This is a genomic window from Sphaerisporangium siamense, assembly GCF_014205275.1.
GTDB classification, from domain to species: Bacteria; Actinomycetota; Actinomycetes; order Streptosporangiales; family Streptosporangiaceae; genus Sphaerisporangium; species Sphaerisporangium siamense.
In genome coordinates, this window is record NZ_JACHND010000001.1 from 274,806 (window position 1) to 301,598 (window position 26,793).

24 protein-coding genes and 3 pseudogenes are annotated in these 26,793 nt (G+C 72.5%); 12 read left to right on the forward strand and 15 right to left on the reverse strand.

Annotated elements, in window-relative coordinates:
• Positions 1-230 precede the first annotated feature (230 nt).
• The 3 genes and pseudogenes from BJ982_RS01255 to BJ982_RS40835 form a co-directional block, all read left to right on the forward strand.
• Positions 231-563, forward strand: a complete 333-nt coding sequence (locus BJ982_RS01255) for a YciI family protein (protein WP_239123020.1) — start codon at positions 231-233, stop codon at positions 561-563.
• A 76-nt stretch (positions 564-639) separates the two neighbouring features.
• A pseudogene (locus tag BJ982_RS40830) lies at positions 640-1,866 on the forward strand (RNA polymerase sigma factor); the annotation flags it as partial.
• Positions 1,867-1,956: 90 nt separating this feature from the next.
• Positions 1,957-2,754 (forward strand): annotated as a pseudogene (locus tag BJ982_RS40835) (tyrosine-type recombinase/integrase); the annotation flags it as partial.
• A 15-nt stretch (positions 2,755-2,769) separates the two neighbouring features.
• On the opposite strand, the gene BJ982_RS01265 reads toward BJ982_RS40835, so the two are convergent.
• Positions 2,770-3,363, reverse strand: coding sequence for a dihydrofolate reductase family protein (locus BJ982_RS01265; RefSeq protein ID WP_184875757.1), 594 nt, complete (start codon positions 3,361-3,363; stop codon positions 2,770-2,772).
• Between the two features lie 218 nt (positions 3,364-3,581).
• Here BJ982_RS01265 and BJ982_RS01270 point away from each other — a divergent pair, with 218 nt between their 5' ends.
• Positions 3,582-4,334: a peptidylprolyl isomerase gene (locus BJ982_RS01270; RefSeq protein ID WP_184875759.1), complete on the forward strand. Its 753-nt coding sequence runs from the start codon at positions 3,582-3,584 to the stop codon at positions 4,332-4,334.
• 50 nt (positions 4,335-4,384) lie between these two features.
• Complete coding sequence (locus tag BJ982_RS01275; RefSeq protein WP_239123019.1) at positions 4,385-5,263, forward strand: aminoglycoside phosphotransferase family protein; 879 nt, start codon at positions 4,385-4,387, stop codon at positions 5,261-5,263.
• A 47-nt stretch (positions 5,264-5,310) separates the two neighbouring features.
• Here the strand turns inward: BJ982_RS01275 and BJ982_RS01280 are convergent, their stop codons facing one another.
• The 8 genes from BJ982_RS01280 to BJ982_RS01315 all read right to left on the reverse strand — a co-directional run bounded on the left by BJ982_RS01280 (position 5,311) and on the right by BJ982_RS01315 (position 12,552).
• On the reverse strand, positions 5,311-6,819 hold the full coding sequence (locus BJ982_RS01280; RefSeq protein ID WP_184875761.1) for an alpha/beta fold hydrolase: 1,509 nt from the start codon (positions 6,817-6,819) through the stop codon (positions 5,311-5,313).
• 262 nt (positions 6,820-7,081) lie between these two features.
• Entirely contained in the window at positions 7,082-8,617 is a 1,536-nt protein-coding gene (locus BJ982_RS01285) for a multicopper oxidase family protein (protein ID WP_184875763.1), read from the reverse strand.
• 10 nt (positions 8,618-8,627) lie between these two features.
• The gene (locus BJ982_RS01290) at positions 8,628-9,089 is read right to left on the reverse strand and encodes a hypothetical protein (protein WP_184875765.1); all 462 of its coding nucleotides are present in this window, start codon (positions 9,087-9,089) and stop codon (positions 8,628-8,630) included.
• Between the two features lie 190 nt (positions 9,090-9,279).
• Complete coding sequence (locus BJ982_RS01295) at positions 9,280-10,335, reverse strand: LLM class flavin-dependent oxidoreductase (protein ID WP_203959094.1); 1,056 nt, start codon at positions 10,333-10,335, stop codon at positions 9,280-9,282.
• Between the two features lie 94 nt (positions 10,336-10,429).
• Positions 10,430-11,155 (reverse strand): phytanoyl-CoA dioxygenase family protein, encoded by a 726-nt coding sequence (locus tag BJ982_RS01300; protein WP_203959093.1) that lies wholly within the window; start codon positions 11,153-11,155, stop codon positions 10,430-10,432.
• A 57-nt stretch (positions 11,156-11,212) separates the two neighbouring features.
• Complete coding sequence (locus tag BJ982_RS01305) at positions 11,213-11,674, reverse strand: MaoC family dehydratase (RefSeq protein ID WP_184875767.1); 462 nt, start codon at positions 11,672-11,674, stop codon at positions 11,213-11,215.
• A gap of 75 nt (positions 11,675-11,749) precedes the next feature.
• The gene (locus BJ982_RS01310; RefSeq protein WP_184875769.1) at positions 11,750-12,166 is read right to left on the reverse strand and encodes a VOC family protein; all 417 of its coding nucleotides are present in this window, start codon (positions 12,164-12,166) and stop codon (positions 11,750-11,752) included.
• Between the two features lie 5 nt (positions 12,167-12,171).
• Positions 12,172-12,552 carry a helix-turn-helix transcriptional regulator gene (locus BJ982_RS01315; protein ID WP_203959103.1) on the reverse strand — a complete coding sequence of 127 codons (381 nt, stop codon included), beginning with the start codon at positions 12,550-12,552 and terminating at the stop codon, positions 12,172-12,174.
• Between the two features lie 301 nt (positions 12,553-12,853).
• On the opposite strand from BJ982_RS01315, the gene BJ982_RS01320 reads away from it, so the two are divergent.
• A complete protein-coding gene (locus tag BJ982_RS01320) occupies positions 12,854-14,284 on the forward strand; it encodes an alkaline phosphatase PhoX (protein WP_184875773.1) in 1,431 nt (476 codons plus the stop codon).
• An 80-nt stretch (positions 14,285-14,364) separates the two neighbouring features.
• Here the strand turns inward: BJ982_RS01320 and BJ982_RS01325 are convergent, their stop codons facing one another.
• The 3 genes and pseudogenes from BJ982_RS01325 to BJ982_RS01330 form a co-directional block, all read right to left on the reverse strand.
• A complete protein-coding gene (locus tag BJ982_RS01325) occupies positions 14,365-15,267 on the reverse strand; it encodes an alkaline phosphatase D family protein (RefSeq protein ID WP_260413516.1) in 903 nt (300 codons plus the stop codon).
• Positions 15,268-15,349: 82 nt separating this feature from the next.
• A pseudogene (locus BJ982_RS40180) lies at positions 15,350-15,571 on the reverse strand (alkaline phosphatase D family protein); the annotation flags it as partial.
• Positions 15,568-16,665, reverse strand: coding sequence for a serine hydrolase domain-containing protein (locus BJ982_RS01330; protein ID WP_184875775.1), 1,098 nt, complete (start codon positions 16,663-16,665; stop codon positions 15,568-15,570). The gene BJ982_RS01330 and the pseudogene BJ982_RS40180, both read right to left, overlap by 4 nt.
• Positions 16,666-16,829: 164 nt before the next feature.
• On the opposite strand from BJ982_RS01330, the gene BJ982_RS01335 reads away from it, so the two are divergent.
• From BJ982_RS01335 to BJ982_RS01345, 3 genes are all read left to right on the forward strand, one after another.
• Positions 16,830-17,219, forward strand: coding sequence for a RidA family protein (locus BJ982_RS01335; RefSeq protein ID WP_184875777.1), 390 nt, complete (start codon positions 16,830-16,832; stop codon positions 17,217-17,219).
• Positions 17,220-17,466: 247 nt separating this feature from the next.
• Positions 17,467-18,765, forward strand: coding sequence for a PP2C family protein-serine/threonine phosphatase (locus BJ982_RS01340; protein WP_184875779.1), 1,299 nt, complete (start codon positions 17,467-17,469; stop codon positions 18,763-18,765).
• Between the two features lie 257 nt (positions 18,766-19,022).
• Entirely contained in the window at positions 19,023-19,316 is a 294-nt protein-coding gene (locus BJ982_RS01345; protein WP_184875781.1) for a hypothetical protein, read from the forward strand.
• 51 nt (positions 19,317-19,367) lie between these two features.
• Here BJ982_RS01345 and BJ982_RS01350 read toward each other — a convergent pair whose 3' ends face one another.
• The gene (locus tag BJ982_RS01350; protein ID WP_184875782.1) at positions 19,368-19,769 is read right to left on the reverse strand and encodes a DnaJ family domain-containing protein; all 402 of its coding nucleotides are present in this window, start codon (positions 19,767-19,769) and stop codon (positions 19,368-19,370) included.
• A 259-nt stretch (positions 19,770-20,028) separates the two neighbouring features.
• Here BJ982_RS01350 and BJ982_RS01355 point away from each other — a divergent pair, with 259 nt between their 5' ends.
• The 3 genes from BJ982_RS01355 to rnhB all read left to right on the forward strand — a co-directional run bounded on the left by BJ982_RS01355 (position 20,029) and on the right by rnhB (position 23,494).
• On the forward strand, positions 20,029-21,141 hold the full coding sequence (locus BJ982_RS01355) for a methyltransferase domain-containing protein (protein WP_311772215.1): 1,113 nt from the start codon (positions 20,029-20,031) through the stop codon (positions 21,139-21,141).
• Between the two features lie 359 nt (positions 21,142-21,500).
• Positions 21,501-22,550, forward strand: a complete 1,050-nt coding sequence (locus BJ982_RS01360) for an alpha/beta fold hydrolase (protein ID WP_239123017.1) — start codon at positions 21,501-21,503, stop codon at positions 22,548-22,550.
• A gap of 155 nt (positions 22,551-22,705) precedes the next feature.
• Positions 22,706-23,494, forward strand: a complete 789-nt coding sequence (gene rnhB, locus BJ982_RS01365) for a ribonuclease HII (RefSeq protein WP_184875784.1) — start codon at positions 22,706-22,708, stop codon at positions 23,492-23,494.
• 40 nt (positions 23,495-23,534) lie between these two features.
• Here the strand turns inward: rnhB and BJ982_RS01370 are convergent, their stop codons facing one another.
• Both BJ982_RS01370 and recQ read right to left on the reverse strand, forming a co-directional pair.
• Entirely contained in the window at positions 23,535-24,530 is a 996-nt protein-coding gene (locus BJ982_RS01370) for a sulfite exporter TauE/SafE family protein (protein ID WP_239123016.1), read from the reverse strand.
• A gap of 95 nt (positions 24,531-24,625) precedes the next feature.
• Complete coding sequence (gene recQ / locus BJ982_RS01375; RefSeq protein WP_184875786.1) at positions 24,626-26,647, reverse strand: DNA helicase RecQ; 2,022 nt, start codon at positions 26,645-26,647, stop codon at positions 24,626-24,628.
• Positions 26,648-26,793 lie beyond the last annotated feature (146 nt).

A 26,793-nucleotide genomic window follows, 5' to 3' on the forward strand; every position in this document is an offset into this window, starting at 1 on the left:
AGGTGCGATGCAGGGTGCGCATTACCTGTCATATGCGCGTTACCTGTCACATCGATGGCATAATCCCAGGTCACGGCGATCCGGCCGTGGGTCCGGTCGATTTCGGCGCCGCCGGCGCGACGTGTAGGTGAAGGCAGGGGCGAGCGAGCCCCGGCCGACGCGGCACGGGAGACCACACCCGGCCGTGACCACGACAGGATCAGGAAGAAAGAGAGACGATCATGCGGTTCATGCTGACGACCTGGGACGACGGCGCGGGGCAGCCGGACGAGGCGCTGATGGCCGAGATGGGCGCGTTCATCGAGGAGATGACCAAGGCCGGCGTCCTGCTGGCGACGGGCGGCCTGGAGCCGGGCGGCGTGCGCATCAGCTCCTCCGGCGGCGAGATCACCGTGACCGACGGCCCCTTCACCGAGGCCAAGGAGGCCATCGTCGGCTTCGCGCTGATCGAGACGCGCTCGCGGGAGGAGGCCGTGGAGCTGTCCCGGCGCTTCTGGAAGATCGTCGGTGACGGGCACGGCTACATCCAGCAGGTCTTCGGCCCCGACCTGGGCCCCCGCTGAGCCCGCCTGAGGTCGCGGAGCACGGAGGGGCGGTGCTCTCATCGGTGGCGTGACGTCCGGGGACGCCCATCGCGTGATCGACGCGGTCTGGAAGCTGGAGTCCGCGAGGATCGTCGCCGGCCTGGCGCGGATGGTCGGCGACGTGGGCCTGGCGGAGGAACTCGCCCAGGAGGCGGTGCTCGCCGCGCTGGAGCAGTGGCCGGAGTCGGGCACCCCGGACAACCCCGGTGCCTGGCTCACGGCGATCGCCAAGCGCCGCGCCATCGACCACCTGCGCCGGGAGGACCGCCAGGATCGCGGCCGCGAACGGCTCGCGCACGATCTCGCCACCCGCCCGGACGAGGGCACGCGGGACGTGGACGCCGTCTTGGAGGCGCTCGACGGGGAGGTCGGTGACGACGTCCTGCGGCTGATGTTCGTCTCCTGCCACCCGGTGCTGTCCACCGAGTCCCGGGTGGCGCTGACGCTGCGGCTCGTCGGCGGCCTGCGCACCGACGAGATCGCGCGGGCCTTCCTCATCTCCGAGCCCGCCGTGGCCCAGCGGATCGTCCGGGCCAAGCGGGCGCTGTCCGAGGCGGGCGTCCCCTTCGAGGTCCCGGCGGGTCCGGAGCGGGCCGCCCGGCTGGGATCGGTGCTCGACGTCATCTACCTGGTGTTCAACGAGGGGTACGCGGCCACGGCGGGCGACGACCTGATGCGCCCCTCACTGTGCCTGGAGGCGCTGCGCCTGGGGCGGGTCCTCGCGGGCCTCGCCCCCGACGACGCCGAGGTGCACGGCCTCGTCGCGCTGATGGAGCTCCAGCAGTCGCGGGCGGCCGCGCGCACCGGCCCGTCCGGCGAGCCCGTGCCGCTGCACGAGCAGAATCGGGGCCGCTGGGACCCGCTGCTGATCCGGCGCGGCTTCGCGGCGCTGCTGCGGGCGAGGGAGGCCGGCGGCCCGCTCGGGCCGTACGTGCTGCAGGCCGCCATCGCGGCGTGCCACGCGGGGGCGGCCAGCGCGGCGGACACCGACTGGCCGCAGATCGCGGCACTCTACGCGGCGCTGGCGCGGGTGCTGCCGACCCCGGTCGTCCAGCTCAACCGCGCGGTCGCGCTGGCGATGGCCGACGGGCCGCGGGCGGGGCTGGACCTGGCGGACACGCTGGCCGGCGAGCCCGCCCTGAAGGGGTACCACCTTCTGCCCGCCGTGCGCGCGGACCTGCTGGCCCGGCTCGGCCGGCACGCCGAGGCACGCGCCGAGTTCGAGCGGGCCGCGTCCCTGACCCGCAACGGCGCCGAGCGGGCGATCCTGCTCACGCGGGCGGCTTCCGCGGCGAGGGCCGCCGAGGCGCCCGCGGGCGTGACGCTGGCCGAGGCGGTGCGCGGGTTCCTGGCCCGTGCGGACCTGAGCGCCGGCACCGTGCGCTCGTACGGCAAGACGCTGGCCCGGCTGGGCCGCCACCTGGGCGAGGACGCGCCGCTGGCCGAGGTCTCGCCCGCCCGGGTGGAGGAGGTCTTCGCCGCGGCCTGGGGGTCGGCGGCCGGCGCGACGTGGAACCGGCACCGGGCCGCGCTGCGGTCGTTCGCCGGGTGGGCGGCCGGGCGGGGCTGGACCTCCGCCGACCTGGCGGCCCCGCTGGACCGCAGGCCCGAGCCGCGCGGGCGTACCCGTCCGATCGACCGGGAGCGGCTGGCGGCGCTGTGGGAGCGTCCCGGGATCGCGCCGCGCGAGCGCGCCCTGTGGCGGCTGCTGTACGAGAGCGCGGCCCCGGCGGAGTGGGCGCTGTCGCTGGACGTGGAGGACCTGGACGTGCCCGGCATGCGCGGCCGGGTCGAGGCCAGAGACCGGTGGGTGCGCTGGGAGGCGGGGACGGCCGCGCTCCTGCCGCTCCTGCTGGGGAACCGCCGCCGCGGCCCGCTGTTCCTCGCCGACCGCAGGCCCGGACCCGGCCGCGTGCTGCCCGCCGCGGATCTCTGCCCGCACACCGGCCGCGGCCGGCTGTCGTACGAGCGGGCGGAGTACCTGTTCAAGCGCGCCACCCGGGACCTCGATCCCGACGGCGACGGGTACACCCTGCGCCGGCTCCGCCACTCCCGCCTGGCCCACCTCGGGGAGGACGGCTGGCCGGCCCCGATGCTCATGTCCCTGTCGGGCCACGAGAGCGTCCGCAGCCTGCACCCCTTCGTCTCCCGCACGGCCGGCGCGCCGTGAGCGCGCGGTGAGGCCTCACGCCGTGGCGGCGCGCTCGTAGGTGCACACGTTCACGCCCGCGTCGCTGGTGACCGTGGAGACCAGCTTCAGCGTGTGGAGCACGCCGCCGTCGGGGAAGATCCGCTTGCCGCCGCCGAGCAGCACCGGCATGATCACGAGCCGCAGTTCGTCGAACAGTCCCTCCTGGACGAGGGTGCGCGCGAGCGTGGGGCTGCCCATGACGACCACGTCGCCGCCCTCGGTCTCGTGGAGCTCGCGGATCCGGGCGACGGCCTCGCCGCCGGGGATCCGGGTGGTGTTCCAGGCCAGCTCGCCGTCGCCGAGCGTGTCGGACACGACGTACTTGCCGATCGCGTTCATCTGGTCGGCGAAGGGGTCGCCGGCGCGCTCGGGCCAGGCCGCGGCCATGTTCTCCCAGGTACGGCGCCCGTACAGCAGGGCGTGGGCGTTGGTGAGCGTGCCGGCGAAGGCGCCGCCCGCGATCTCGGGGTCGAAGAACGGGTGGGTCCAGCCGCCGTGGGCGAAGCCGCCGTCGGTGTCCTCGCCGGGACCGCCAGGGGCCTGCACGACGCCGTCGAGGCTCATGAACTCGACGATCACGATACGCATGGGACTCGCTCCTTCAGGGGTTGGCGGCCGGGGATCGGCGGGGGCGCCCGTCGTCCGGCATGGCTCCACCGTAGCTACCGACAAACTTTTTTGTCAAGCACAGATTCCCTGTCGGCGGATGGCGCGGCCCCGCCAAGGCGAAATTCCGGGCCCTTGACGGCCCCTGTCAGATGGAATAGATCACAGTAAGCCTGTGGATCATCTCCTGGAGGGGCACCATGTCCGACAGAGCGTTGTTACGGCTGGCGGCGCGTGCCGTGGTGGCCGCGTGCACGATCGGCTCCCTGGTCGCGGTCGGAGCCGTGCCCGCGTCCGCCGACGGGGCGGCGGACAAGCCGCCGAGGACGACCAAGGGCCCGTGCCACTACACCGAGACGCCCGACGAGCCGGCCGCCCGCAAGGTGCCGCTGCCGCCGGACCCGCGCCGCACCCCGACCCGGCGGACCTCCGCCGTGCTCAAGACCAACCACGGCGACATCGGGCTCACGCTCGACGCGGCCAAGGCGCCGTGCACCGTGCAGAGCTTCGTCCACCTGGTCAAGCACCGGTTCTACGACGTCACCTCGTGCCACCGGCTGACCGCGTACGACCGGCTGAAGGTGCTGCAGTGCGGCGACCCGAACTTCACCGGCGAAGGCGGGCCGGGATACCGCTACAAGGATGAGCTGCCGACCGACCTGCCGCCGTGGCCGGGTGACACCACCGGGACGCGCAAGACGTACGCGCGCGGCGTGCTGGCGATGGCCAACGCCGGCCCGGACACCAACGGCAGCCAGTTCTTCCTGGTGTACGGCGACTCGGGGCTCCTGCCGAACTACACCGTCTTCGGCACGGTCGACGCCGCCGGGCTCGCCGCGCTGGACCGCATCGCCGCCGGGGGCATCCAGCCGACGCCGGACGGGCCCACCCCGCCGGTGGACGGCAAGCCCGTGCTGCCCGCCGACATCAAGGACGCCCGCGTCTGCCACTGAGCGCACCGGGATTCTCGCGCGCGGACGCGGCCGTCCGCGCGCAGACTTGAATGATGGTCGACATCGACGCCGGGCTCGTGCGCGGGCTGGTCTCCGGGCAGTTCCCCCAGTGGCGTGACCTGCCGGTCGAGCCCGTCCCCCGTCAGGGCTGGGACAACCGGACGTACCGGCTGGGCGGCGAGCTGTCCGTGCGGCTTCCGAGCCACGAAGGGTACGTGGCCGCGGTCGAGAAGGAGGACCGGTGCCTGCCCGCGCTGGCCGGGCACCTCCCGGTGCCCGTGCCGGTGCCGGTCGCGACGGGGCGGCCCGCGGGCGGCTACCCGTTTCCCTGGTCGGTACGGCGGTGGCTCACCGGGGAGACCCTGGAGAGCGCCGCGGACGTCGACCGGTTCGGGCTGGCGCGGGATCTCGGCGGGTTCCTCACCGCGCTCCGGGCCGCTCCCGCCCGGGAGGGACCGGCCTGCGGGCGGCATTCCTTCTTCCGCGGCTGCCACCCCAGCGTCTACAGCGACCAGGTGGAACAGGCGCTGGAGGAGCTCAAGGGCGTGGTGGACACCGCCGCCTGCGCGGCCGTCTGGGCGGAGGCGCTCACCACGGCCTGGGCGTGCCCGCCGGTGTGGTTCCACGGCGACATCGCCGCGGGCAACCTGCTGATCGCGGACGGGGCCCTGTCCGCCGTGATCGACTTCGGCACCTGTGGCGTCGGCGACCCCGCGTGCGACCTGGTGATCGCCTGGACGTACTTCCGCGGCGAGGAGCGCGGGGTCTTCCGCGAGTCCGCCGGGCTCCCGGACGACGCCTGGCGCCGTGCCCGCGGCTGGGCCCTGTGGAAGGCCCTCGCCACCATGTCCGGCCTTTCCAGCCCCGATCCCGAGGGCTTCCAGGCCCGGGTGCTCCCCCACATCCTCGACGACCCGGTCATCGCCTGACGGGGCCTCTTCCGGCCGGAACGCGCCGGAAGAGGCCGGAACGGAGATCAGAAGAGCGACGGCCGGCCCGGGAGGACGGGTGTCGGGGCGAGGCGAGGCGTTCGCCGGTCGGCGGTCAGCGCCGGGAACGGCTCGACGGCGGGACAGCGCGCGCCGGGGGGCGGCAGGGCGCGGGAGATCAGGTAGCGGTCGATCGTGCCGGTCGTGCAGTCACTCCAGCCGTAGATGCCGTGGCCCCAGCCCTCGTAGGTGAGGACCCTGGCGTACTTTCCGAGCTGACGGGCGGCGCCGAGCGTCCACTGGTAGGGCGACGTGGGCTCGTGCAGCGAGGAGCCGAGCAGCAGTGGAGCGCTGCCGCGGACCCGCAAACGCTCCTGGGGGTTCGGGATCGGCGTGGGCTGGGCGAAGCAGACCGGGGTCACCCGGACGTTGACCGGGCCGTACCGCATGTCGGGCGCCAGCTTGGCCGACCGGCGCAGGATCGCGTTGTACTCCTTGAACGAGGACACGTTGAAGTCGAAGTCCTGGCACAGGATCGGGATCGGGAAGTTCGCCACGGCACCGGGGGCGCCGCCGCCCGGCACGCGCGTGGGGAGCGGGAGCGGCAGGGGCGCGCCGGTGTCGAGCGCCGCCATGATGACGGCGAGAAGGTCCCACTCGGGGAGGTAGAACAGCAGGTGTGCCAGGCTGATCAGTTCGAGTGACGTCACCGGGACAGCGGGCTGGTCCGGGTCGATCAGCTCGCCGCGGTCGGCGCGGGCGAGCAGGCGGGTCCAGACGGGACGCACCCCCTCGTCGTGCAGGGCGCACCTGTCGGACCGCTCGCACCAGGACGCGAACGCTTCGAACGCGTCCTGCGCGGCGGCGGCCGTGGTCTCGTAGAACTCGCCGATCCCCAGGCTGTGGTCCATGTTGCCGTCCAGCGCGAGCGCCCGGACGCGGTGCGGGAACATCTCGGCGTACTGCTGGCCGATCAGCGTGCCGTAGGAGATGCCGTAGTAGGTGAGCTTGTCGTCGCCCACGGCGGCCCTGATGGCGTCGAGGTCGCGGACCACGTTGCGCGTGTTCACGTGGTCGAAGAGGGGGCCGGTCCTGGCCCGGCAGTCGGCGCGCAGCCGCGTGCTGAGGGCGCGCAGCTCCGCGAACTGCGCGGCGTTCTCGGCGATCGGGTACTGCATGGGGGACAGCAGGTCGGCGGAGCAGACGATGGGGTGGCTGCGCCCCACGCCGCGCGGGTCGAAGCCCACGATGTCGAAGCGGCGCTGTAGCTCGGCGCTCGGCCAGCCGGGCACGTTCGTGACCAGGTCGACGCCGGACCCGCCGGGGCCGCCGGGGTTGATCAGGAGCGAGCCGATCCTGGCGGCGGGGTCGGTGGCCTTGCGCCGGGCCAGGGCCAGGTCGATCGACGGCCCGCCCGGCCTGCTCCAGTCGATGGGCACCGACAGCGTGCCGCATTCCGCGGCGGGGTTCTGCTCGCACGGCGACCAGGAGACGGCCGGCGGCCGTGGGGGCGTCGCTGCCGGGGCGGCGGTGGCGGGGACGGACGGTAACAGCACCGTGAGGACGAGAAGGGTGATGCCTAACAGGGCTGACAGGGACGGTGTTCTGCGCAATTTTCCTCCGCGCGGTGGGGGAGTCCCGGCGCACCGCGCCAGCCCGGAATGCCCAAGGGCCGGACGTCGGATGCGAGGGCTCCTGCGTGCCCGGCTCGATGGTGCGAGCCACCTGAATTCTCCGGTACGCCACCCATGCCGACATATAGCGTGTTGGGAGGAGATATCACCCCGTGACCCTCCACGAGCCGGACCCGGCCCTGGATCACTCCGGCAGGTTCCCCACGGAGTCGCCCGCCAGGAAGGGGGTGGTGACGCCCTCGTACATCAGGTGCGCGACCAGCCCTTCCGTGGCGTGCGGAAGGTTGTGGCAGTGGTCCATCCAGATGCCCGGGTTGTCGGCCACGAACGCGATGTCGTACGACTCCCCGTTGCCGACCTCCAGCGAGTCCACCCACCACGGCGCGCCCGTCGCCGGGACGCCGTCGCGGGCGAGCACCACGGCGTGGTGGCCGTGCAGGTGCATGGGGTGGGTCTCGCCGCTGTGGTTCGAGACGCGCATCCGCACCACGTCGCCCTCCGCGACCACGAACATCGGCACGTCCGGGTACATGTGCCCGTTGACCGTCCACCACACCCCGGGACGCCCGTCGAGGAAGCCGGGCCGCCGCCCGATGTCGTAGGTGAACCGCCGGTCGGCCTTGGCGGGGTCGAAGCCGATGGGCGCGGGCTTTCCGTAGGAGAGCAGGTCCAGCGTGGCCGTGGGCCGTGCGGCGGCGGGCGCGTCGTAGGAGCGCGAGCCGAGCACGACGCCGGCCGGGCCGCCGATGTGCACCCGCACCGGGGAGCCGTCCGCCGGCATGGTCACCTCGATGTCGGCCCTGCCTCCCGCGGTCACCAGGACGGCGGTGTCGCGCACGGGAGCGGGCCCGTTCAGGTCGGTGCCGTCCACGGCGAGCAGCCGGAACGGCGCACCGCCCACCCACACCGGCGTCTGGCCGTTCTCGGTGTTGACGACGCGGACGCGCACGCGCTCGCCGGGGCGGGCCTCGGCGCGCAGGTCGCCCTCGCGCCCGTTGACCGTCCGCGCGCCCTCGTACAGGTGCAGCAGGGCCACGACGTCGACCGTCCCCGCGGGCGGCGGCGCGGCCGGGGACACCACCAGGGCGCCGAGCAGCCCCCGGCGCACCTGCTCGTGCGACATCTGGTGGGAGTGGTACCAGAACGTACCGGCCTGGTCGGCGACGAAGCGGTAGGTGAACGAGCGGCCCGGGGGGACCGCGTCCTGGGTCACGCCGGCGACGCCGTCCGCCGCGTTCGGCACGTCCACGCCGTGCCAGTGCAGGGTGACGCCGTCCGGCACCGACGCGTTGACGAGCCGGACCTCGACGAGCTGCCCGGCGCGGGCGCGGATCTCCGGGCCGGGCGACACGCCGTTCAGCGTGTACCCGTCGACGGAGCGGCCGGTGGCCAGCCGGAACCGCTGCCGCCGGGCGACGAGGGAGACCGCGACGTCGGCCGGGCGGTCCGGGTCGGCGGTGAGCGAGGTGACGCCGCGCGCGCCGCCCGGCGTGCCCGTTTCGTGCTGAGCGCCGTGCACCGGCGAGCCGGCCGCCGCGTGAACCTGGTGGCCGGCGGAGGCAGGAGGACGGCCGCCGTGGTCGGCGTACCCCATGTCCATCACGGAGTACGCCGACGGCATCAGGCTGGCCTGCCAGAACCAGGCCAGCGGGCCGAGGATGGCGAGGGTGGCGGCGCCCGCGACGGCGAGGCGGGCGCCGCGCCGGCGCGTCGCGTTCATGACCGCGCCGTCAGCTGTAGGCCCCGACGCGCGACGGCGCGGCGACGGCCTGCGCGACGCGGTCCCGGCGGGCGGCGTAGAGGGCGGTGGCGAACAGCAGCAGCGCGTTCAGGCCGTGCACCGCGCCGAGGGCGGGCACGTCGTGACCGAGGATGCCCAGGCCGATCTGGACCACGACCAGCAGCAGGACCAGGCCGGCCGCCTTGACGGCCCCGGGGACCTTCGTGAAGAACGAGAAGATCAGCAGGAGCAGCGCGGCCACCGGGATCACCATCATGCCGTTGATGGCGTGGACCATGAAGCCGACGATCTCGGGGAACGGCGACGCGTCGCTCTCCATGGTCGCCTTGTCGAACACGCCGCCCTGCTCGACCCACTTGCTGAGGCCCGCGTCAGCGAGCACGATCATGGCCGCCTGCACGGCGACCTCGACGGCGATCAGGTAGGCCAGCACCTTGTATGCGAGTTTCACGGGGTTCTCCCCATCGAGGCCACGAAGGGCCCGGTCGTGCCGCGGGGCATGCGATCCTCCGCCTGCGTCGGACGGCGTCCGTCACCGGACGCCGGTTGCTTACGCGGGCGACGCTAGGGAATCCGCCTTGGCGGGCACTTGTCGATGAGTTGGACCGCGGCCACGCGCGGCGGCCGCTCGGCGAACCGGCTCAACCGGTCGCGACCGGGGCCTCCGACAGCAGGCGCCGCACCCGGGGCACCACTTCCTCGCCGTAGAGGCGGATCGTGGTCATGAGCTTCTCGTGCGGAAGCGGGCCGGAGCTGTACTTGAGCTCGAAGCGGTCCACGCCGAGCCCGCGCACGGTCTTGGCGATCTTTTCGGCGACCGTGTCCGGCGCGCCGACGTACAGCGCGCCCTCGTCGGCCTCGGCCTCGAACCGCTCGCGGGTGGTCGGGCCCCAGCCGCGCTCGCGGCCGATGCGGTCGTGCATCGCCTTGTAGTGCGGCCAGAGCTCCTCGCGCGCCTGCGCGTCGGTCTCGGCGATGTGGCCGGGCGAGTGGACGCCCACCGGCAGCGGGTCCACCTTGAGCTGCTTGAGCGCGCGGTGGTACAGGTCGACGTACGGCGCGAAACGCTCGGGCGCGCCGCCGATGATGGCCAGCATGAGCGGCAGGCGGTAGCGGGCCGCGCGGATCACCGACTCGGGGCTGCCGCCGACGCCGACCCAGGTGCGCAGCCGGCCGGACTCGGTCTTCGGGTAGACGTGCTGGTCCTTCAGCCCGGGACGCAGGCGGCCACGCCAGGTGACCGGCCCCTCGTCGAGCAGGTGCGAGAACAGGTCCAGCTTCTCCTCGAACAGCTCCTCGTACTGGGCGAGGTCGTAGCCGAACAGCGGGAACGACTCGGTGAACGAGCCACGGCCGAGGATGATCTCCGCACGGCCGTTGGACACCGCGTCCAGCGTCGCGAACTTCTCGAACACCCGCACCGGGTCGTCGGAGCTGAGCACGGTCACGGCGGTGCCGAGGCGGATGCGCTCGGTGCGGCCGGCGATCGTGGCCAGCACGATCTCGGGGGCCGAGATGGCGAAGTCGTCCCGGTGGTGCTCCCCGATGCCGATGGCGTCGATGCCCACGCGGTCGGCGAGCACGGCCTCCTCGACGACGTTGCGGATCACCTGCGCGTACGGCAGCCGGTTCCCGTCCGCGTCCAGGGTGACGTCCCCGAACGTGTCGACCGCGAACTCCAGTGGTGCGGACATCATTCGCCTCTTTCTCTCCAGCCTGAGCCGTACACCGGCAACCATGGCGGCCGTCCGGGAATTCCGGCGCGCGGCCGAGGGAAGAGTCAGGCGAGGGTCACGCGATGGCCCGGGCGAGGGCGTTGCCTCCCTCGGGCGTCAGCGGCTCGGTGAGGAAGACGGGGCCCTGCGACATGAACCTCGGCTCGGCGCCGCGGTGCTCGTCGGCGGCGTGCACGGTGAAGGGGTGGACCAGGTACATGTCGCCGGGGATCCCCGTGGCGTACGCGAGCGGGCGGTGCGCGGAGGCGGCGTCCACCAGGGGGCCGGCCTCGAACGGGTCGATCGCGAGCCCGGCCATCGCCGCGGCGGCGTCGCGGTGCGAGCCGACCCGGATGCGGGTGGGCGCGTCGTCGGGGCCGACGTCCGACAGCAGGACCAGCAGCAGCATCGACTCCGGCCGCCCGCTGCACAGGTAGCCGCCGCCGTCGGGGATCGCGGCGTTGGCGTCGATGTGCCAGCCCCGGTCGTCGACGGTCGGGGGAAGAGGGAAGCGGACCGGCACCATGCCGAGCGCGCCGCGCGGGGCCCAGCCGCCGGGCCCGCAGATCTCGTCGAGGGCCGCGGCCAGCCGCGGGCTGCGCATGAGCTGCCCGAACGCGCCCACGCCCGTGAGGTCGGAGGCCCACACGACCGGCTGCTTCCAGCCGGCGCGGTCGTCCGGGGAGAGGCCCATCTGACGCCACAGCAGCGCCCTGGCCGCGTCGCCGACCTCACGGGGCACCGCGCCCTCCAGCTTGACGAACCCGTCGGCGATGAACCGGTCGACATCGATGATGGCCATGCCCCGCACGCTAACAGCGTCGTCCACCGGTTTTCTCGCGCGCCTTCCGGGGTGCCGCTAGCCCTCGGCGGGCACGTACAGGAGCAGCACCTCGGCCGTGCAGGCGGGGCGGCGCTCGCCCTCGACCTCGACCGTGACGTTCAGCGTGGTCAGGCGGCCGGCGGGCGAGTTCTTGACGGCGGCGAGCTCGGCCGTGGCGCGGACGCGGGCGCCGACGGGCACCGGCCTCGGGAAGCGGACCTTGTTGAGGCCGAAGTTCACCGCCATCTGGATGTCCTTGACCTCGACCAGTTCCTGCAGGAACGCGGGCAGCAGGGAGAGGCTCAGGTACCCGTGGGCGATGGTGCCGCCGAAGGGGCCGTCCGCCGCGCGCTCGACGTCCACGTGGATCCACTGGTGGTCGTCGGTGGCGTCGGCGAACAGGTTGACCTGCTCCTGGGTGACGGCCCGCCACTCGGTGGGGCCGAACGTCTCCCCGACGCTCTCCTTGAGCTCCTGCACGTTCCCGAATATCCGCATGCGCGAAACCCTACCCGCGCGGGCCGTCCCCTGATCGCCACGGCTACGCCCACGCCGGACGGGTGTGGCGGGGGCCTACCGCGTGGGCTGCTGGGCGAAGCGGAGCATGTTGCCGGCCGGGTCGCGGAAGGCGCAGTCGCGCACGCCGTACGGCTGGTCGATCGGCTCCTGGACGACCTCGGCGCCCGAGTCGCGGATGCGCGCGAAGGTGGCGTCGCAGTCGTCGCTGGCGAAGACGGCGCCGCCGAGCAGGCCCTTGGCGAGCAGTGCCGTGAGCGCCTCCCGGTCGGCGGGCGAGGCGTCCGGGTGGACGCCGACGGGGTGCAGGACGATCTCGAGGTCCGGCTGGGCGGGCGGGCTGACCGTGAGCCAGCGCATGCCCTCGAAGGAGACGTCGTTGCGCACCTCGAACCCGAGGACGTCGCGGTAGAAGTGCAGCGCCTTGTCGGAGTCGTCGACGGCGAGGAAGAAGTTCTGAAGCTTGAGCTGCATATTCGTCACGCTATGTGAGGCGACGGGTCTTTCGCTGCCCCATGTCGGGCCGGGCGCGTAAAGATCTTGGCGTAGCAGGCCGGGATGGCGGCCCCCGCGTCGTGGCGGCGGGCCCGGTAGGCGCTCGGGGTCTCCCCCACCAGCTCGGTGAACCGCGAGCTGAACGACCCCAGCGACGAACACCCGACCGCGAAGCAGACCTCCGTCACGCTCAGATCGCCTCTGCGCAGCAGCGCCTTGGCCCGCTCGACGCGGCGCGTCATCAGATAGCTGTACGGCGTCTCGCCGAAGGCGGCGCGGAAGCTGCGGGAGAAGTGCCCCGGGGACATGAGGGCGGTGCGCGCCAGGGCCGGGATGTCAAGGGGCTGGGAGTAGTCGCGGTCCATCTGGTCACGAGCCCGTCGCAACCGGGTCAGATCATCTGGTGTCACCTGGTCAGCATCCCACATGCCACCGACAGATCCGCAGCTCAGCGCCCGTCACGGCCGACCCCACGCCATGGCGGCGGCTTCGTCCCGGGCCCGCCTCGCCGCGGGCCGGCGTGCGCGCGTGCGAGCGAAGCGATCGGCGGGGTTCATCACCGTTGGCCGCACGTTCACCCGGCCGTGGGTGTCAGGGAAGGGCGCGTTCAGCCGTGAGGAATTAGGTCCTACTGCTCACTTATGTCTGCCGAAGAGGTGCTTTTAAGTGACTTCTCCCATTTCTCGCCGCAACCTGCTGCGTTCCAGCGCCGCGGGCGGGCTCGGCATCGCGATCGCCGGCAGCATCGAGGCCATCGCGGGCCCCGCCGCCGCCCAGGCCGCGCAGGCCGGCCTCGGCAGGACCGCCGGCTACGGCCCGGTGGTCGCCGACCCCGCCGGGCTGCTCGCGCTCCCCAAGGGCTTCACCTACAAGATCGTCGCTCAGGCCGGCAAGACCGTCCTGGAGACCGGCGAACCCACCCCCAGCGACGCCGACGGCACCGCCTGCTTCCGCGGCCCCAAGGGCTTCGTCCTGGTCAACAACCACGAGATCGGCGGCGGCGAGCCGTACGGCGTGCCCACCCTGGAGGGCCTGACCTACGACCCGGGCGCGCGCGGCGGCTGCACCAACATCGAGGTCGACTCCCGCGGCGACCGCGTCCGCGAGTATGTCAGTGTCGCCGGCACGCACAACAACTGCGCGGGCGGCGTGACGCCGTGGGGCACCTGGCTGACCTGCGAGGAGACCGAGCAGAAGGCCGGCGGCGCCTACCAGAAGGACCACGGCTACGTCTTCGAGGTGGACCCGTTCGACCGCGAGGCCAACCGCGACCCCGTCCCGCTGAAGTTCCTCGGCCGCTACTCGCACGAGGCCGTCGCGGTCAACCCGCGCAACTCCGAGATCTACCTGACCGAGGACGCGAGCGGCCCCAACGGCCTCTACTACCGCTGGACCCCGCCGCGCGGCTTCCGCGGGCGCAAGGGCGCGCTGCGGCGGCTCGCGCTGGGCGAGGGCGGCGACACCGCGGGCACGCTGGAGGCCCTGAGCGCGTACAAGGGCGGCAGGCACGTCAAGGACCTGTCCGAGGCCACCCAGCCCGGCACGAAGTACAAGGTCAGGTGGGTCGCCGTTCCCGACCGCGACGCCAGGACCGTGTCCACGCGCAAGCAGTTCACCGACGACCAGGTCACCCGCAGCCGCAAGCTGGAGGGGGCCTGGTGGGGCGACGGCGGCGCCTACTTCGTCGCCAGCTACGCCCGCCACGACGACGGCAGCGTCAACGAGCACGACGGCCAGGTCTGGTTCTACGACCCCGAGTCCGAGACGATCACGCTGAAGACCATCTTCGGCGTGAACCCCGACCCGGACGCCGACACGAACTACGACGGCCCGGACAACATCACGGTCTCCCCCTACGGCGGCGTGATCCTCGCCGAGGACGGTGAGGGCCTCTCGCACCTGGTGGGCGTCACCGACTCCGGCAAGACCTACCCGATGGCGCGCAACGAGCTGAACGACAGCGAGTTCACCGGCCCGACGTTCAGCCAGGACGGGAAGATCCTGTTCGCGAACATCCAGACCCCCGGCTACGTCTTCGCCATCACCGGCCCCTGGGGCGGCCGGCACGGCGACGACCACGGGCACGGCGGCCGCTGACGGCCCGCGCGTCCGGCGGCCACCACGGACGGCCGGTGCGTCCGGCGGCTCCCGCGAGCCGCCGGGCGCGTTTCCCGGCGCTACGTGACCGGGCCGGACTTCTTCGTGAGCTTGCGACTGCCGTAGGCGCTGGAGTACGAGCCGAACCACGTGGCGCGCGCGTCCGCCTGCGTACGGCTGGAGACCTTGTACCAGTCCATCTGGACGCGCTCGGGGCGCACGTCCAGCACGCCGTACCCGTGCGAGTCCAGCTCGACCGCGCGCACGTGACGGTTCGTCGACCTGATCAGGGCCTCGGCGGTGAGCGACACCGTCCGCGCGGGGACGTTCAGGATGTCGTCCACGTTGTCGCTGGTCACCGAGGGCACCACGAACTCCACCGCGACCGGAGGAGTGGACGGGTAGGTCGCGGCGTTCAGCGGCACGTCGTTGGCCCAGGCGGTGTGGATGTCACCGGTGAGGAAGACGGCCCCGGCCGGCAGGACGGCGAGCAACTCCTTGCGGTCGGCGGTGTAGCCGTCCCACTGGTCGCTGTTGAGGCCGTAGCCGCCCTCGGGGACGCCGAGCAGCTCGCGCAGCGGCCCGAGCACGTTCGCGGGCAGGGCTCCCAGGGCGAGCGGGCTGATCATCACGGAGTTGCCGATCAGCCGCCACCGCGCGTCGCCCGTGGTCAGGGTGTTCTTCAGCCAGGCCATCTGCGCGTCCCCCGTGATCGTCCTGGACGGGTCGTCCACGGCGGCGCCGGAGGTCTGCTCGGAGCGGTAGCTGCGCAGGTCGAGCATGGTGAGGTCGGCGAGGGTGCCGAAGCGCAGGCTGCGGTGGATCTCGCCGGACGGGCCGGTCCGCACCGGCATCCACTCGAAGTACGCCTGCCGGGACGCCGCCGGCCGCGCCGGCCACGGCCCCTCGGTGGCGGGGGTGTGGTTCTCCGCGCCGCCCGCCCACGCGTCGTTGGCCACCTCGTGGTCGTCCCAGACGACCATCCAGGGCAAGGACGCGTGCAGGGCCCCGCAGGTCCGGGTCGGTCTTGTACTGGCCGTGCCGGATCCGGTAGTCCGCCAGCGTGAGGATCTCGTGGGCGGGCTCGTGCGGCCGCACGACGACGCCCCGCGCGGCGTACTCGCCCCGGCCGTACTCGTAGATGTAGTCGCCCAGGTGGACGACGCCGAACAGGTCGTCGCGGGCCGCGAGGTGGCGGTAGGCGGCGAAGCGCCCGGCCCCAACGTTCCCGCCCGCGCCGGCCCCCGGCCCCTCCCGCCACCGCCGCCCGGCACGGCGCGGCGTCAGGCGTGGCTCATGACCGTCCGGGCCACGCGTTCGACGGTGGAGAAGTCGCCGGCGGAGATGCGGTTCTTGGTGACGCCCACCGCGAAGCCGGAGGCGGTGTCGGCGAAGCCCGCCGTGCCGCCGCTGCCGGGCATGCCGAAGACGGTCGTGGCGCCGAGCGACGGCATGAGACCGATGGAGTAGCCGAGGCCCCAGGTCGCGGTCATGCCGGTGACCTCGTCCTGACCGGACGCGGCGGGCGAGGTGACCTCGCGCAGCCGCTCGGGGGAGATCAGCCCGTTCAGCAGCGCGTCGTACACGCGGGCGAGCGCCCGGGCGCTCATGGTGGCGCCGGAGTCGGAGGTCAGGACGTCGGGCCGGTTGCTGAAGGCGGCGTCGGGCATGGCCTTCAGCGGCGCGGCGGTGTAGCCGTCGACGACCCGGAAGAAGGGAATGGACTCCAGCATCTCGGGCGGCAGCTCCATGGGCGGGGCGCTCTCTTCGATGACGGCGAGGCGGGGCAGCTCCTCGGGCGGGACCGCGAGGAACAGCTCGTCGGCCACGCCGAGCGGCTCGCCGATCTCTTCGCGCAGGACCCGCGAGATGGACTTGCCGGTGGCGCCCCGGACGACCTGGCCCAGGATGAACATGAACGTCTGCGGGTGGTACCCGATCTTGGTGCCCGGCTCCCACCACGGCTTGGCCTCGGCGATGGCCTCGCACATGGCGTCCCAGTCCGCGAAGCGCGCGGCGGTGGTGTCGGCGGGCAGCCCCGGCACGCCCGCGGTGTGCGTGAGCGCGTGGCGGACGGTGGCGGTGTGCTTTCCGTGGGTGCCGAAGCGCGGCCAGTAGGTGGCGATCGGCGCGTCGTAGCCGAGCACTCCGCGATCGGCGAGGAGGTGGACCAGCGCGGAGATCACGCCCTTGCCCGTGGAGGTGACGTAGACGGGCGTGTCGGAGGTGAAGGCACGGCCGGCCAGCGGGTCGGCGACGCCCGCCACCGCGTCGGCCAGCAGCTCGCCGCGCCGGTAGACCGCCGCCTGCACGCCGCGCTCGACGCCGGACTCGACCAGCTCGTCGACCAGGGCCTGCACATCACTCTGAAGGTCGGACATGGGCTTCCCTTTCCATCGTGCCGCTGGATGGACGCGGCGGCCCGCCCGTCGCCGCCGCGCCGTCACCGATCACCTGCACTCCGACGTTAGAACACACGTCCGACAGAACTCGGCCTTCCGCCGCCCGATGGACATCCGCCGGTGCCGCTGTGAGGATGCGGGGCATGACGGAACGGCGGTTGATCAGCAGCGGGTCGGAGTTCGAGAAGGCCATCGGATACTCCCGGGCTGTCGTCGTCGACGGCTGGGTGCACGTCTCCGGGACCACCGGCTTCGACTACGGGTCGATGACGATCGCCGACGACGTGGTCGCGCAGGTGGAGCAGTGCATGCGCAACATCGAGGCCGCCCTGCGGGAGGCCGGATCGTCCCTCGCCGAGGTCGTGCGCGTGCGGTACATCCTGCCCGATCCTGCGGACTTCGAGCCTTGCCGGCCGACTTTGCAGCGCTATTTCGGTGAGATCCGGCCGGCCGCCACCATGATGTCCTGCCGGCTCCTGGACCCGCGCATCCGGATCGAGATCGAGGTCACCGCGCGCGCCGGCGGCGTCTGAACTTTCGCCGGCCGAGAATCCGCAGACCAGGGGTCCGCGAGGAAGGCGGGGCAGGCGACGCCCGGCATCGTTCCGGTAACCTGACATCACAGGTCAGAAAAGCTCCCCGCCCACACGCGGCAAGCCACGAAATGGCGCGATATACAGGCTTATTCTTGAGGCTCTCAAGATGAGGCCCGCATAATCGGGAGGACACTGCCCGGTGAATCCTGATCTGGTGTTGAAAGACCCACGCGATCGTGCCACGTTGCGGCTCAAGGGAACGGCTGGATCCGAAGAGCGGCTCACGTTTTTCCATGACGCGAACAAGCGCATCGGCAGCACACTCGACCTGACCCGCACCTGCCGCGAGTTCATGGACGTCGCCGTCCCCCGGCTCGCCGACTGCGGCGCGATCAACGTTCCCGAGAGCATCATCGCCGAAGGCGAGTTCCCCGCGCCTCCGGCCGCGGCGCCGGTCCGGCGGGTGGCCACCGCGGTGGCCACCGACAACCCGTGGGACTGGGACACCGCCTTCCCGATCGGCGAGATCGTCCACTACCCCGGCCACGTGCTGCCGCAGGGGCAGGCCATGGCGATGCGCAAGCCGATGCTGGTGCCGAGGCTCGACCAGGCCGCCGCCGACGACAGCGCCCGCGCGTTCGGCCGCGAGATCATCTCGCGGCTTCTGCCGGGGTGCTCCCTGCTGGCGGTTCCCTTGCTGGCACGCGACGACGTCCTCGGCTTCTTCGTGCTGACCAGGCTGCCGCACAGCGCGCCCTTCGCCGAGGCCGACGTCGCCGTCGTCGAGGAGCTGGCCGCCCGCACCGCGACCTGCATCGACAACGCGCGGCTCTACGTCCGCGAGCGGTACACCGCGCTCACCTTGCAGAGCAGCCTGCTGCCTACGTGCCTGCGGCATCCGCCGGGCCTGGAGGTCGCCCACCGCTACCGGCCCGCCAGCGCCCTGGCCGCGGTGGGCGGGGACTGGTTCGACGCGATCCCGCTGCCGGAGGACCGCACGGCGCTGATCGTGGGCGACGTCATGGGCCACGGCGTCCAGGCCGCCGCGACGATGGGGCAGATGAGGACGGCGATCCAGACCCTGGCCAGCCTCGACCTCGACCCGGACGAGCTGCTGGCACGACTGGACCACGTCTCGCACCGCCTGAACCCCCACCAGTTCGCCACCTGCGTCTACGCGCAGTACGACCGGGCGGCCGGCGTCGTGAGGGTCGCGAGCGCCGGGCATCTGGCGCCCGTGCTCGTCGACCCCACCGGGAAGGCCGCGCTCGTCCCCGTCGTGCCCGGGCCTCCGCTCGGCGCGGGCGGGGACGGTTACGAGATCTGCGAGGCCGCCATGCCCACGGGCAGCATGCTCGCCCTGTACACGGACGGGCTCGTGGAGAGACGGGGACACGACATCGGCGAGGGAATCGACACGCTGTGTTCTTTGCTGAGCGGCGCGCCGCGCGGAATCGAGCGAATCTGCGACCTTGTCGTCAAGTACCAGCGTCCGGTGGACGAACTCGACGACATCGCTTTGCTTCTCGCCAAGGCGGTCTAGGGATATAACAGCCGATAACGGATCCGATCCCGCGCTGTAACACCCCACGGGAATCCTCCCGGGGACAACTGACCTGATATCTGGGTTCAGCGAAATAAATTGGGGTCTGGGGCTTGCAGTGACATAAAAGAGGGCTCTATGAACAGAATGCACTTATGTCCGCTTCCCTCCATGGACGCCCGACCAAGGCCGGGATTGTCCGGATCTGCCCAGGAACACCGCGCGGAGACGCGCCACCTCGGCGTACGCTGGCCCGCATGACCCAGGGACACCGCGCCGACCCCATGCCCCGCGGCTACACGCCCATGCCGCTCACCTCTGAGGAAGAGGTGCGGTTCCAGCGGAACATGAGCGAATGGGTGCGGGAGATGATCCTCACGAAGGGCTCGGTGAGCGTGTCCGCCGACACCGAGCAGGACCGGCGGCGTTGGCAGGAGGTCGCCCACCACGTCGGCGAGATGCTGGGACAGCCCGTCGTCAGCTACGCCACCCCCTGGCGCATCACCATCACCGTCGACCGCGGCGAGCGCCAGACGAGCTTGGGCTCCTGACCACGTGGACCAGACGGGCCAGGCCGGGCTGGGCGACGTGGGTCAGGTGGGCTACTTCGGGTGCCGCTCGCGCCATTCCCGGGCGACGCGGTCCACGTCGAAGGGCATGAGGTTGAGCGGCGGTCCGGACAGGCCCGTCCTGATGGCCTTGCGGATCTTCTCGTTGACGGCCTCGACGATCTCGCGCGCCTCGGCCTCCGACCTGGCGCGCGCGGCGGCGGCGAGCGCGTCCTCCGCCTCCTTGCGCAGCACGAGCGTCGGCGGCAGCATGGACGCGCCCTCACGGCGCAGCTTCTGCTTGACCCACCACAGCTCGTCGTAGGGCTTGTCGATGTCGGGGATCGGCTTGCCCGCGCCGGGCAGGTCGTCGAACTCGCCGCGCTCCATCGCCTCGCTGATCTGCCGGTCGATCCACGACTCGAAGCTGACCCCGGGCGGTTTGCGCTCTGTCATGAGAGATGCCCCCAACCCTCGCATCCGGCACGTCCGCGCAGTCTCATGCTACCCAGGCCACCCGGACGACCGGCCCCGGTGACCGATGCGGCGGTACGGCGGGCGGCGTTCCGGGGCGTAAACCGGTGGCGCGCGCGTGCCGTGGCCGGTACGGTCGCGCCGTGTTCTTCTTCCACCTGCGCTGACGACCCGCCGGCGGGCCGCGGCGTGACCCACCGCCGGCGATGCGGGACGGCGATGCGCCGCCCCGGGTCGCGACGTGGGAGAAGAACAGGTGCGCAACCACGCGATCACGCGTGCGAACATTTCCCCCGGGCCGTCCCTGCTCGCGCGCGCGACGCGCGGCATCGAGCCCTTGCTGGCGGCCGAGATCGGCCGCCTCGGCGTCGTCACACGCCTCCGTCACCGCGAGGTGTGGTTCCGGGTCCGCGAACCCGGGCCGCACGTCCTGCGGTTGCGGACCGCGGACGACGTCTTCGTGCTCGCCGCGGTGGCGGCCGGCCTCGGCACGTCCAAGGCGTCCCTCGCCGGGCTGACGGACGCCGTGCGCGAGGCCGGCCTGAAGGAGGCGCTGGCGCTGCGCGCGCGGTGCGGCGGCGGGCGGACCACCGGCGTGGACGTGTCGGCGTCCTTTCTGGGCCGCCGCGCCTACACGCGCTACGACGTCGAGGACGCCGTCGGCACGGAGCTGGCCCGCGCGCTCGGCGCCCGCTACCACTCCCGGCGCGGCGGCGGCGCGCCCCCGCCCGGCACGTTGTCGTGGCGGGTCGCCATCGAGGACGACCGGGCGACGCTCGCGGTGCGGATCGCCGCGCGCCCGCTGCACCGCAGGCCGTACAAGCGGGCGTCGGTGACCGGCACGCTGCACCCGCCCGTCGCCGCCGCCATGGCGCGCCTCGCCGGGCTGGACGGCGCCGGTACCGTCCTCGATCCCTGCTGCGGGGCCGGGACGCTGCTCGTCGAGGCGCGCGCGGTCGCGGCGCGGCCCCGCCTGCTCGGCGTCGACCACGATCCGGAGGCCGTGCGGGCGGCGGCGCGCAACGCGGCGCGGGACACGCGGTTCGGGTGGGCGGTCGCGGACGCGGGATGCCTGCCGCTGCCGTCCGGGCACGTCGACCGGGTGCTGGTCAATCCGCCGTGGGGGCGGCAGGTCCGCGCGACGGGCCTGCTGTCGCGCGGCGACCGCGCGCTGTGGGAGGAACTGGCCAGGGTCGTCGCCCCGGGCGGGGTGGTGGTGGCGCTGCTGCACGCCCCCGAGGCGGCGGCCCGCATGGCGGCCCCGGACGCGGCGGGGTTCGAGCTGCGCGAGGCGATCGAGGTGAGCCTGTCGGGCGCGCATCCCGTGATCGGCGTGTTCACATGCTCACGCTGATGGGCCGTCCTGCCGTAGGGGTGGGGTGTTGGGGGACTTGTACGGATATTTCGGCATGGCCGCTACCCAGCGTCCGCCCCCGGCGCGGCGAATCCGCAGCCCGCGTCCTGTCAACTGATCACACTGACTCTGCTGTGACCGAGGGTGTCGATGTGAATAGCACGCTCGAAGAAGACGCCGCCGTCGTGCGGGGTGCAGGCTTCATTTCGGACCACACGGTCACCTCAGGTGACCGTCCGGCTTCGCCGTCGTTCGCGCAGGCGCCCGCGGCCGGGGTTCGGTGCGCCAACCAAGTGGACTCGCGACGCTCGACGCCGGACCGGCCAGTGGTCCACGGGGTCCACGGAAAGGAAGTTGCTATGCCGCCGGAGAACACCATCCCGCGCGACGCCGGGCGAGCATCGAGAACCCGCCGTCTGAGGGCCGGGCGCGTGCTCAGCGCCATGGCCGTCGCGCTGATCGCCCTCTTCGCCATGACCGCGGGCGCGGGCGCCAGCGCCGCGCCGCGCGAGCCGTCCACAGGCCAGGCGCGCTTCTCCCCGATCTTCACCCATGGCAGGGTCGCCGTGGACGGCGGCTCCACCCTGCACTACGTGCGCGGCGGATCCGGCCCCGCGATCGTGCTCCTGCACGGCTGGCCACAGACGTGGTGGATCTGGCGCAACGTGATGCCGGAGCTCGCGCGCACGCACACCGTCATCGCGTTCGACCTGCCGGGTCTCGGCGACTCCACCGCGCAGAGCGGCGGCTACGACAAGGCCACCACCGCCAAGCGCATCCGCCAGGCCGTCAACAAGCTCGGTTTCCGCCAGGTCGGCCTGATCGGCCACGACCTCGGCGCCCTCATCGCCTACCCCTACGCGCGTGACTTCCCGAACGAGGTCACCAAGCTCGCCGTGCTGGAGACGCCGCTCGCCGGGTTCGGCCTGGAGAACCTGTACGGCATCAGCTTCCACTTCAAGTTCAACATGGCGCCGGCCCCGGTCCCCGAGAGCATCCTCGACAACGACGACGTGCCGACCTACCTGGGCTTCATGTTCGGCTTCAGCCAGCATCCCGAGCTGATCGACAAGAACACCTACTACCGGGCGTACGCGGACCCGGCCAAGCGCAGTGCGGGCTACGAGTACTACCGCGCCTTCGCCGAGGACGGGACCAACAACACCGCCAACGCCTCGCGGCGGCTCACCCAGCCGGTGCTGGCCCTCGGCGGGGCGGCGTCCTTCGGGCCCGGCGTCGCCGACTCCTTCCGTCTGGTGGCCGACGACGTCCGGCCGGTCGTCGTCCCCGACTCCGGCCACTACATCGCCGAAGAGAACAGCAGCTACCTGGGCGACTGCGCCGAGCTGTTCTTCGGCCCGCCCACCACCACCCCGCCGCCGGCGTCCCTGGCCGGCTGCGCCCCCTGAGAACCTCGATTCCGCACACCCACCCGAGGCCCGGAGCCGCGACGGCTCCGGGCCTCGCCCTTTCCGCCTTCCGGGTCCTCACCCACCCGCCCCTGGCACGGTGAAGTTCCCGTGCCCGGCCGATGCGAGGCCGCCGGGCCTGCGATGATGATCCGATGCCGACCCCGCGCGCCCCAGAGGACCCCTCCCCCGCGACCCTCCCCGGCCTGGAGGCCACCGAGGGACCCAGGAGGGCCGCGCCTCGCCGCGAGGCCGGGTACGAGATCGAACGGGAGCTCCGCGCCGCGGGATCGACCGTGATCGCCGGGGTGGACGAGGTCGGCCGCGGCGCGTGGGCCGGGCCCGTGGTCGTCTGCGCGGCCGTCACCGACCTGTCCGCGCCGCCCGAGCCGCCCGGCCGGGGCGGGCGGCCGGTGCGGCTCACCGACTCCAAGCTGCTCACCCGCGCCCATCGCGAGGCGTTCGCCGAGGCGTTGCCCGGCTGGCTCTCCTGCCACGCCTTCGGCGAGGCCGGCGCCGAAGAGATCGACGAGGTCGGTATGACCGAGGCGCTGCGCCGCGCGGCCGAACGCGCGCTCGCGTCCCTGCCGCGGCGCCCGGACGTCGTCATCCTGGACGGCGCGCACGACTTCCTGCGCGGGGCGTGGCGGGTGAGGTGTGAGGTCAAGGCCGACCAGCGGTCGGTCACGGTGGCCGCCGCCTCGGTGCTGGCCAAGGTGCGCCGCGACCGGCTCATGGAGGCCGTCGGCGCCGGCCACCCGGCGTACGGGTTCGCCGAGAACGCCGGCTACCCCTCTCCCGCCCACCAGCGGGCGCTCGCCGAGTCCGGCCCGACGCCGCATCACCGGCTGAGCTGGTCCTATCTGGACGACCTCCCCGCCTGGCGCCACCTCCGCAAGCACCGCGACCCCCTGGCCCCGTCCGGCCAGATGACCCTCCTCTGAGCCTCGGCGCCTCCCCGGGCGCGAGGAACGGCGCGTCCGGTCACTTCTCGCCCGGGTTCACGGAGCTGCGCGCGTCCTGCGAGGCGGCGTCCGTGGCGGCGGCGCCCCACGGGAACGCGGGGAGGCCGTGGCGGGTGCGCAGGAACATCCACAGCAGCGGGGTGGCGACCAGCACGCCGACGAGGATCCAGGCGGTGGCGAGCGTGCTGACGTCGAACATCTTCAGCGCCGAGGCCAGCAGGACGAACGCGAGCACGCGGCGGATCAGCGTGCCGGGGGCGCGGGAGGAGATGCGCGAGCCGATGTAGACCCCGGGGATCGAGCCGACGAGCAGGGCCGCCGTCACCGAGAGCTGGAAGTCCCCGAACAGCACGTGCCCCAGCGCCGCGGACATCACCAGCGGCACGGCCTGCACCAGGTCGGTGCCGACGAGCTGGTTGGCCTTGAGCACCGGATACAGCCCCAGCAGGGCCACGATGATCAGCGAACCCGACCCCACGGAGGTCATCCCGACCACCAGGCCGCCGACGATGCCCACCAGGACGGTGGGAAGGGGACGGATGGTCACCTCGGGGATGCCCGTCGCGGCCGGCTCGCCGGGGAGCGCGGTGCGGGAGGCGCCGGGGGTGGCGCGTCCCTCCGCGCGGTCCCTCAGGGCGAGGTAGCCCCGGATGCCGAGCCCCGCCGCCGCGATGAGCAGCGCGACGCCGAGCGCCTTCTGGATCACGCTCTGGACGTCCTCGCCGTCGCCGAGCGCCTTCGCCAGCAGAACGCCGCAGAACGCCGCCGGGACCGAGCCCGCGCACAGCCAGCCGACCAGCTTGAGGTTGACGGTGCCGCGGCGCAGGTGGACGAAGCTGCCGACCGGTTTCATCACGGCCGCGGCCACGAGGTCGCTGGACACGGCCGCGAGCGGCGGCACGCCGAAGAACGTCACCAGCATGGGCGTCATCAACGCGCCCCCGCCCATGCCGGTCAGCCCCACGACGATGGCGACCAGAAAAGATCCGATCGCCATGGTGAAGTCGAATTCCACGCCCTCAACCTACCCAAACCATAGGAATACCAGGACATTACCCCCGCCCCCCACACCACCACCCCAGGTCACAGCGGAAATACCCGCCCCAACCGTCATGAGGGTTCGGTATCGAGAGGAGGTTCGGCGTCGGGGGGAGCTTCGGTGTCCGGGGAGGCTTCGGCGTCGAGGTCGGGTTCGGCGTCGAGGGTGGGTTGGGTGGGGTGGGGGGTGGTCAGGGTGGCGAGGACCTGATCGCCGTATTTGGCGAGTTTGTTCTCGCCGATGCCGCTGATCTCGCCGAGGGCGGCCAGGGAGGACGGCATGGTGGCCGCGATCTCGCGCAGGGTGGCGTCGTGGAAGATGACGTACGCGGGGACGCCCTGTTCCTTGGCGGTCGCGGCGCGCCAGGCGCGCAGGCGCTCGAAGACGGCGGTGGCGGCCTCGTCGAGCTCGGCGGCGGGCGAGGCCGCCCGGCGGGCCTTCGCGGCGCGGGCGGGCTTGCCGGGATCACCCGGCCCCCGCGCGTCGGGCTCATCCGGGCGACGGGTGCCCGGAGCGGCCATCGGCCGGGCGGGCTTTTCGGGCTCGCGGCGCAGCAGGACCTCGCGGCGGCGGCCGAGCACGTCGCCGCTGGCCTCGGTCAGGACGAAAGCGCCGTAGTCGCTCTCGACGCCGAGGAGGCCCTGAGCGATGAGCTGGCGCGCCACGCCGCGCCACTCGGGCTCGCTCAGCTCGGTGCCGACGCCGAACACCGTCAGGGAATCGTGCCTGAACTGGCTGACCTTGGGGGTGCGCCTGCCGAGCAGGATGTCGATGATCTGGCCCGCCCCGAACTTCTGGTCTCGCTCGCGCTGGAGCCGGTACACCGTGGACAGGAGCTTCTGCGCCGCGATCGTGCCGTCCCAGGACTTCGGGGGGTTCAGGCAGGTGTCGCAGTTGCCGCAGGCGGTGGCCTGCTGCCCGAAGTAGTCGAGCAGGCGGGCCCTGCGGCACTCGATGGTCTCGCACAGCGCGAGCATGGCGTCGAGGTGGACACCGAGGCGGCGGCGGTGGGCGTCGTCCCCCTCGGAGGTGTCGATGAGCTTGCGCTGCTGGACGACGTCGCCGAGACCGTAGGCGAGCCAGGCGGTGGAGGGCAGGCCGTCGCGCCCGGCCCTGCCCGTCTCCTGGTAGTAGCCCTCGACGGACTTGGGCAGGTCGAGGTGGGCGACGAACCGGACGTCGGGCTTGTCGATGCCCATGCCGAAGGCGATGGTCGCGACCATGACGAGGCCGTCCTCGCGCAGGAAGCGGGCCTGGTTCTCGGCGCGGGTGCGGGAGTCGAGCCCGGCGTGGTAGGGCAGAGCCTGGATGCCGTTCTGGACGAGGAACTCGGCGATCTTCTCGACGGAGGCCCGGGACAGGCAGTAGACGATGCCCGCGTCGCCGGCATGCTCCTGGCGCAGGAGCTTGAGGAGCTGGCGCCTGGGCTCGTCCTTGGGGACGATGCGGTACTGGATGTTGGGGCGGTCGAAGCTCGCGACGAAATGGCGGGCCTCGCGCAGGCCGAGCCGGGCCGCGATCTCCTGCCGGGTGGCCTCGGTGGCGGTCGCGGTGAGCGCGACGCGGGGCACCTTGGGCCAGCGTTCCTGGAGCACCGACAGGGCGAGGTAGTCGGGACGGAAATCGTGGCCCCATTGGGCGACGCAGTGGGCCTCGTCGATGGCGAAGATCGAGACCTCGCCGCGGGCCAGCAGCGACAGCGTGGACTCCAGGCGCAGGCGCTCGGGCGCGAGGTAGAGAAGGTCCAGTTCGCCGGCGAGGAACGCCTGTTCGACGAGACGGCGGTCCTCGTGATCTTGCGTGGAGTTGAGGAACCCGGCGCGCACGCCGAGGGCCATGAGGGCGTCGACCTGGTCCTGCATGAGGGCGATCAGCGGCGAGATCACGACGCCGACGCCCTCGCGGACCAGCGCGGGGATCTGGTAGCAGAGCGACTTTCCGCCGCCGGTCGGCATGAGCACCAGCGCGTCGCCACCCGCGACGACGTGCTCGATGATCTCTTGCTGGCCCTCGCGGAAGGAGGGATAGCCGAAGACGCGGTTCAGCACGCCGAGCGCGTCGTCGGGCCGGCTGCCGGGATCAGGGGAAGTCACCGCGCCAGTTTACGAGCCCGTCCGGGGCCGTCCGGGCGGCAAAGGCCCGCCTGTGGACAACGATTCCGCCGTCCACAAGACGGCCGTCCCACGAAGTCCCATGACTCATATTCAGCGTGGAAGATTGGCTTTCATGAAATTTCTGG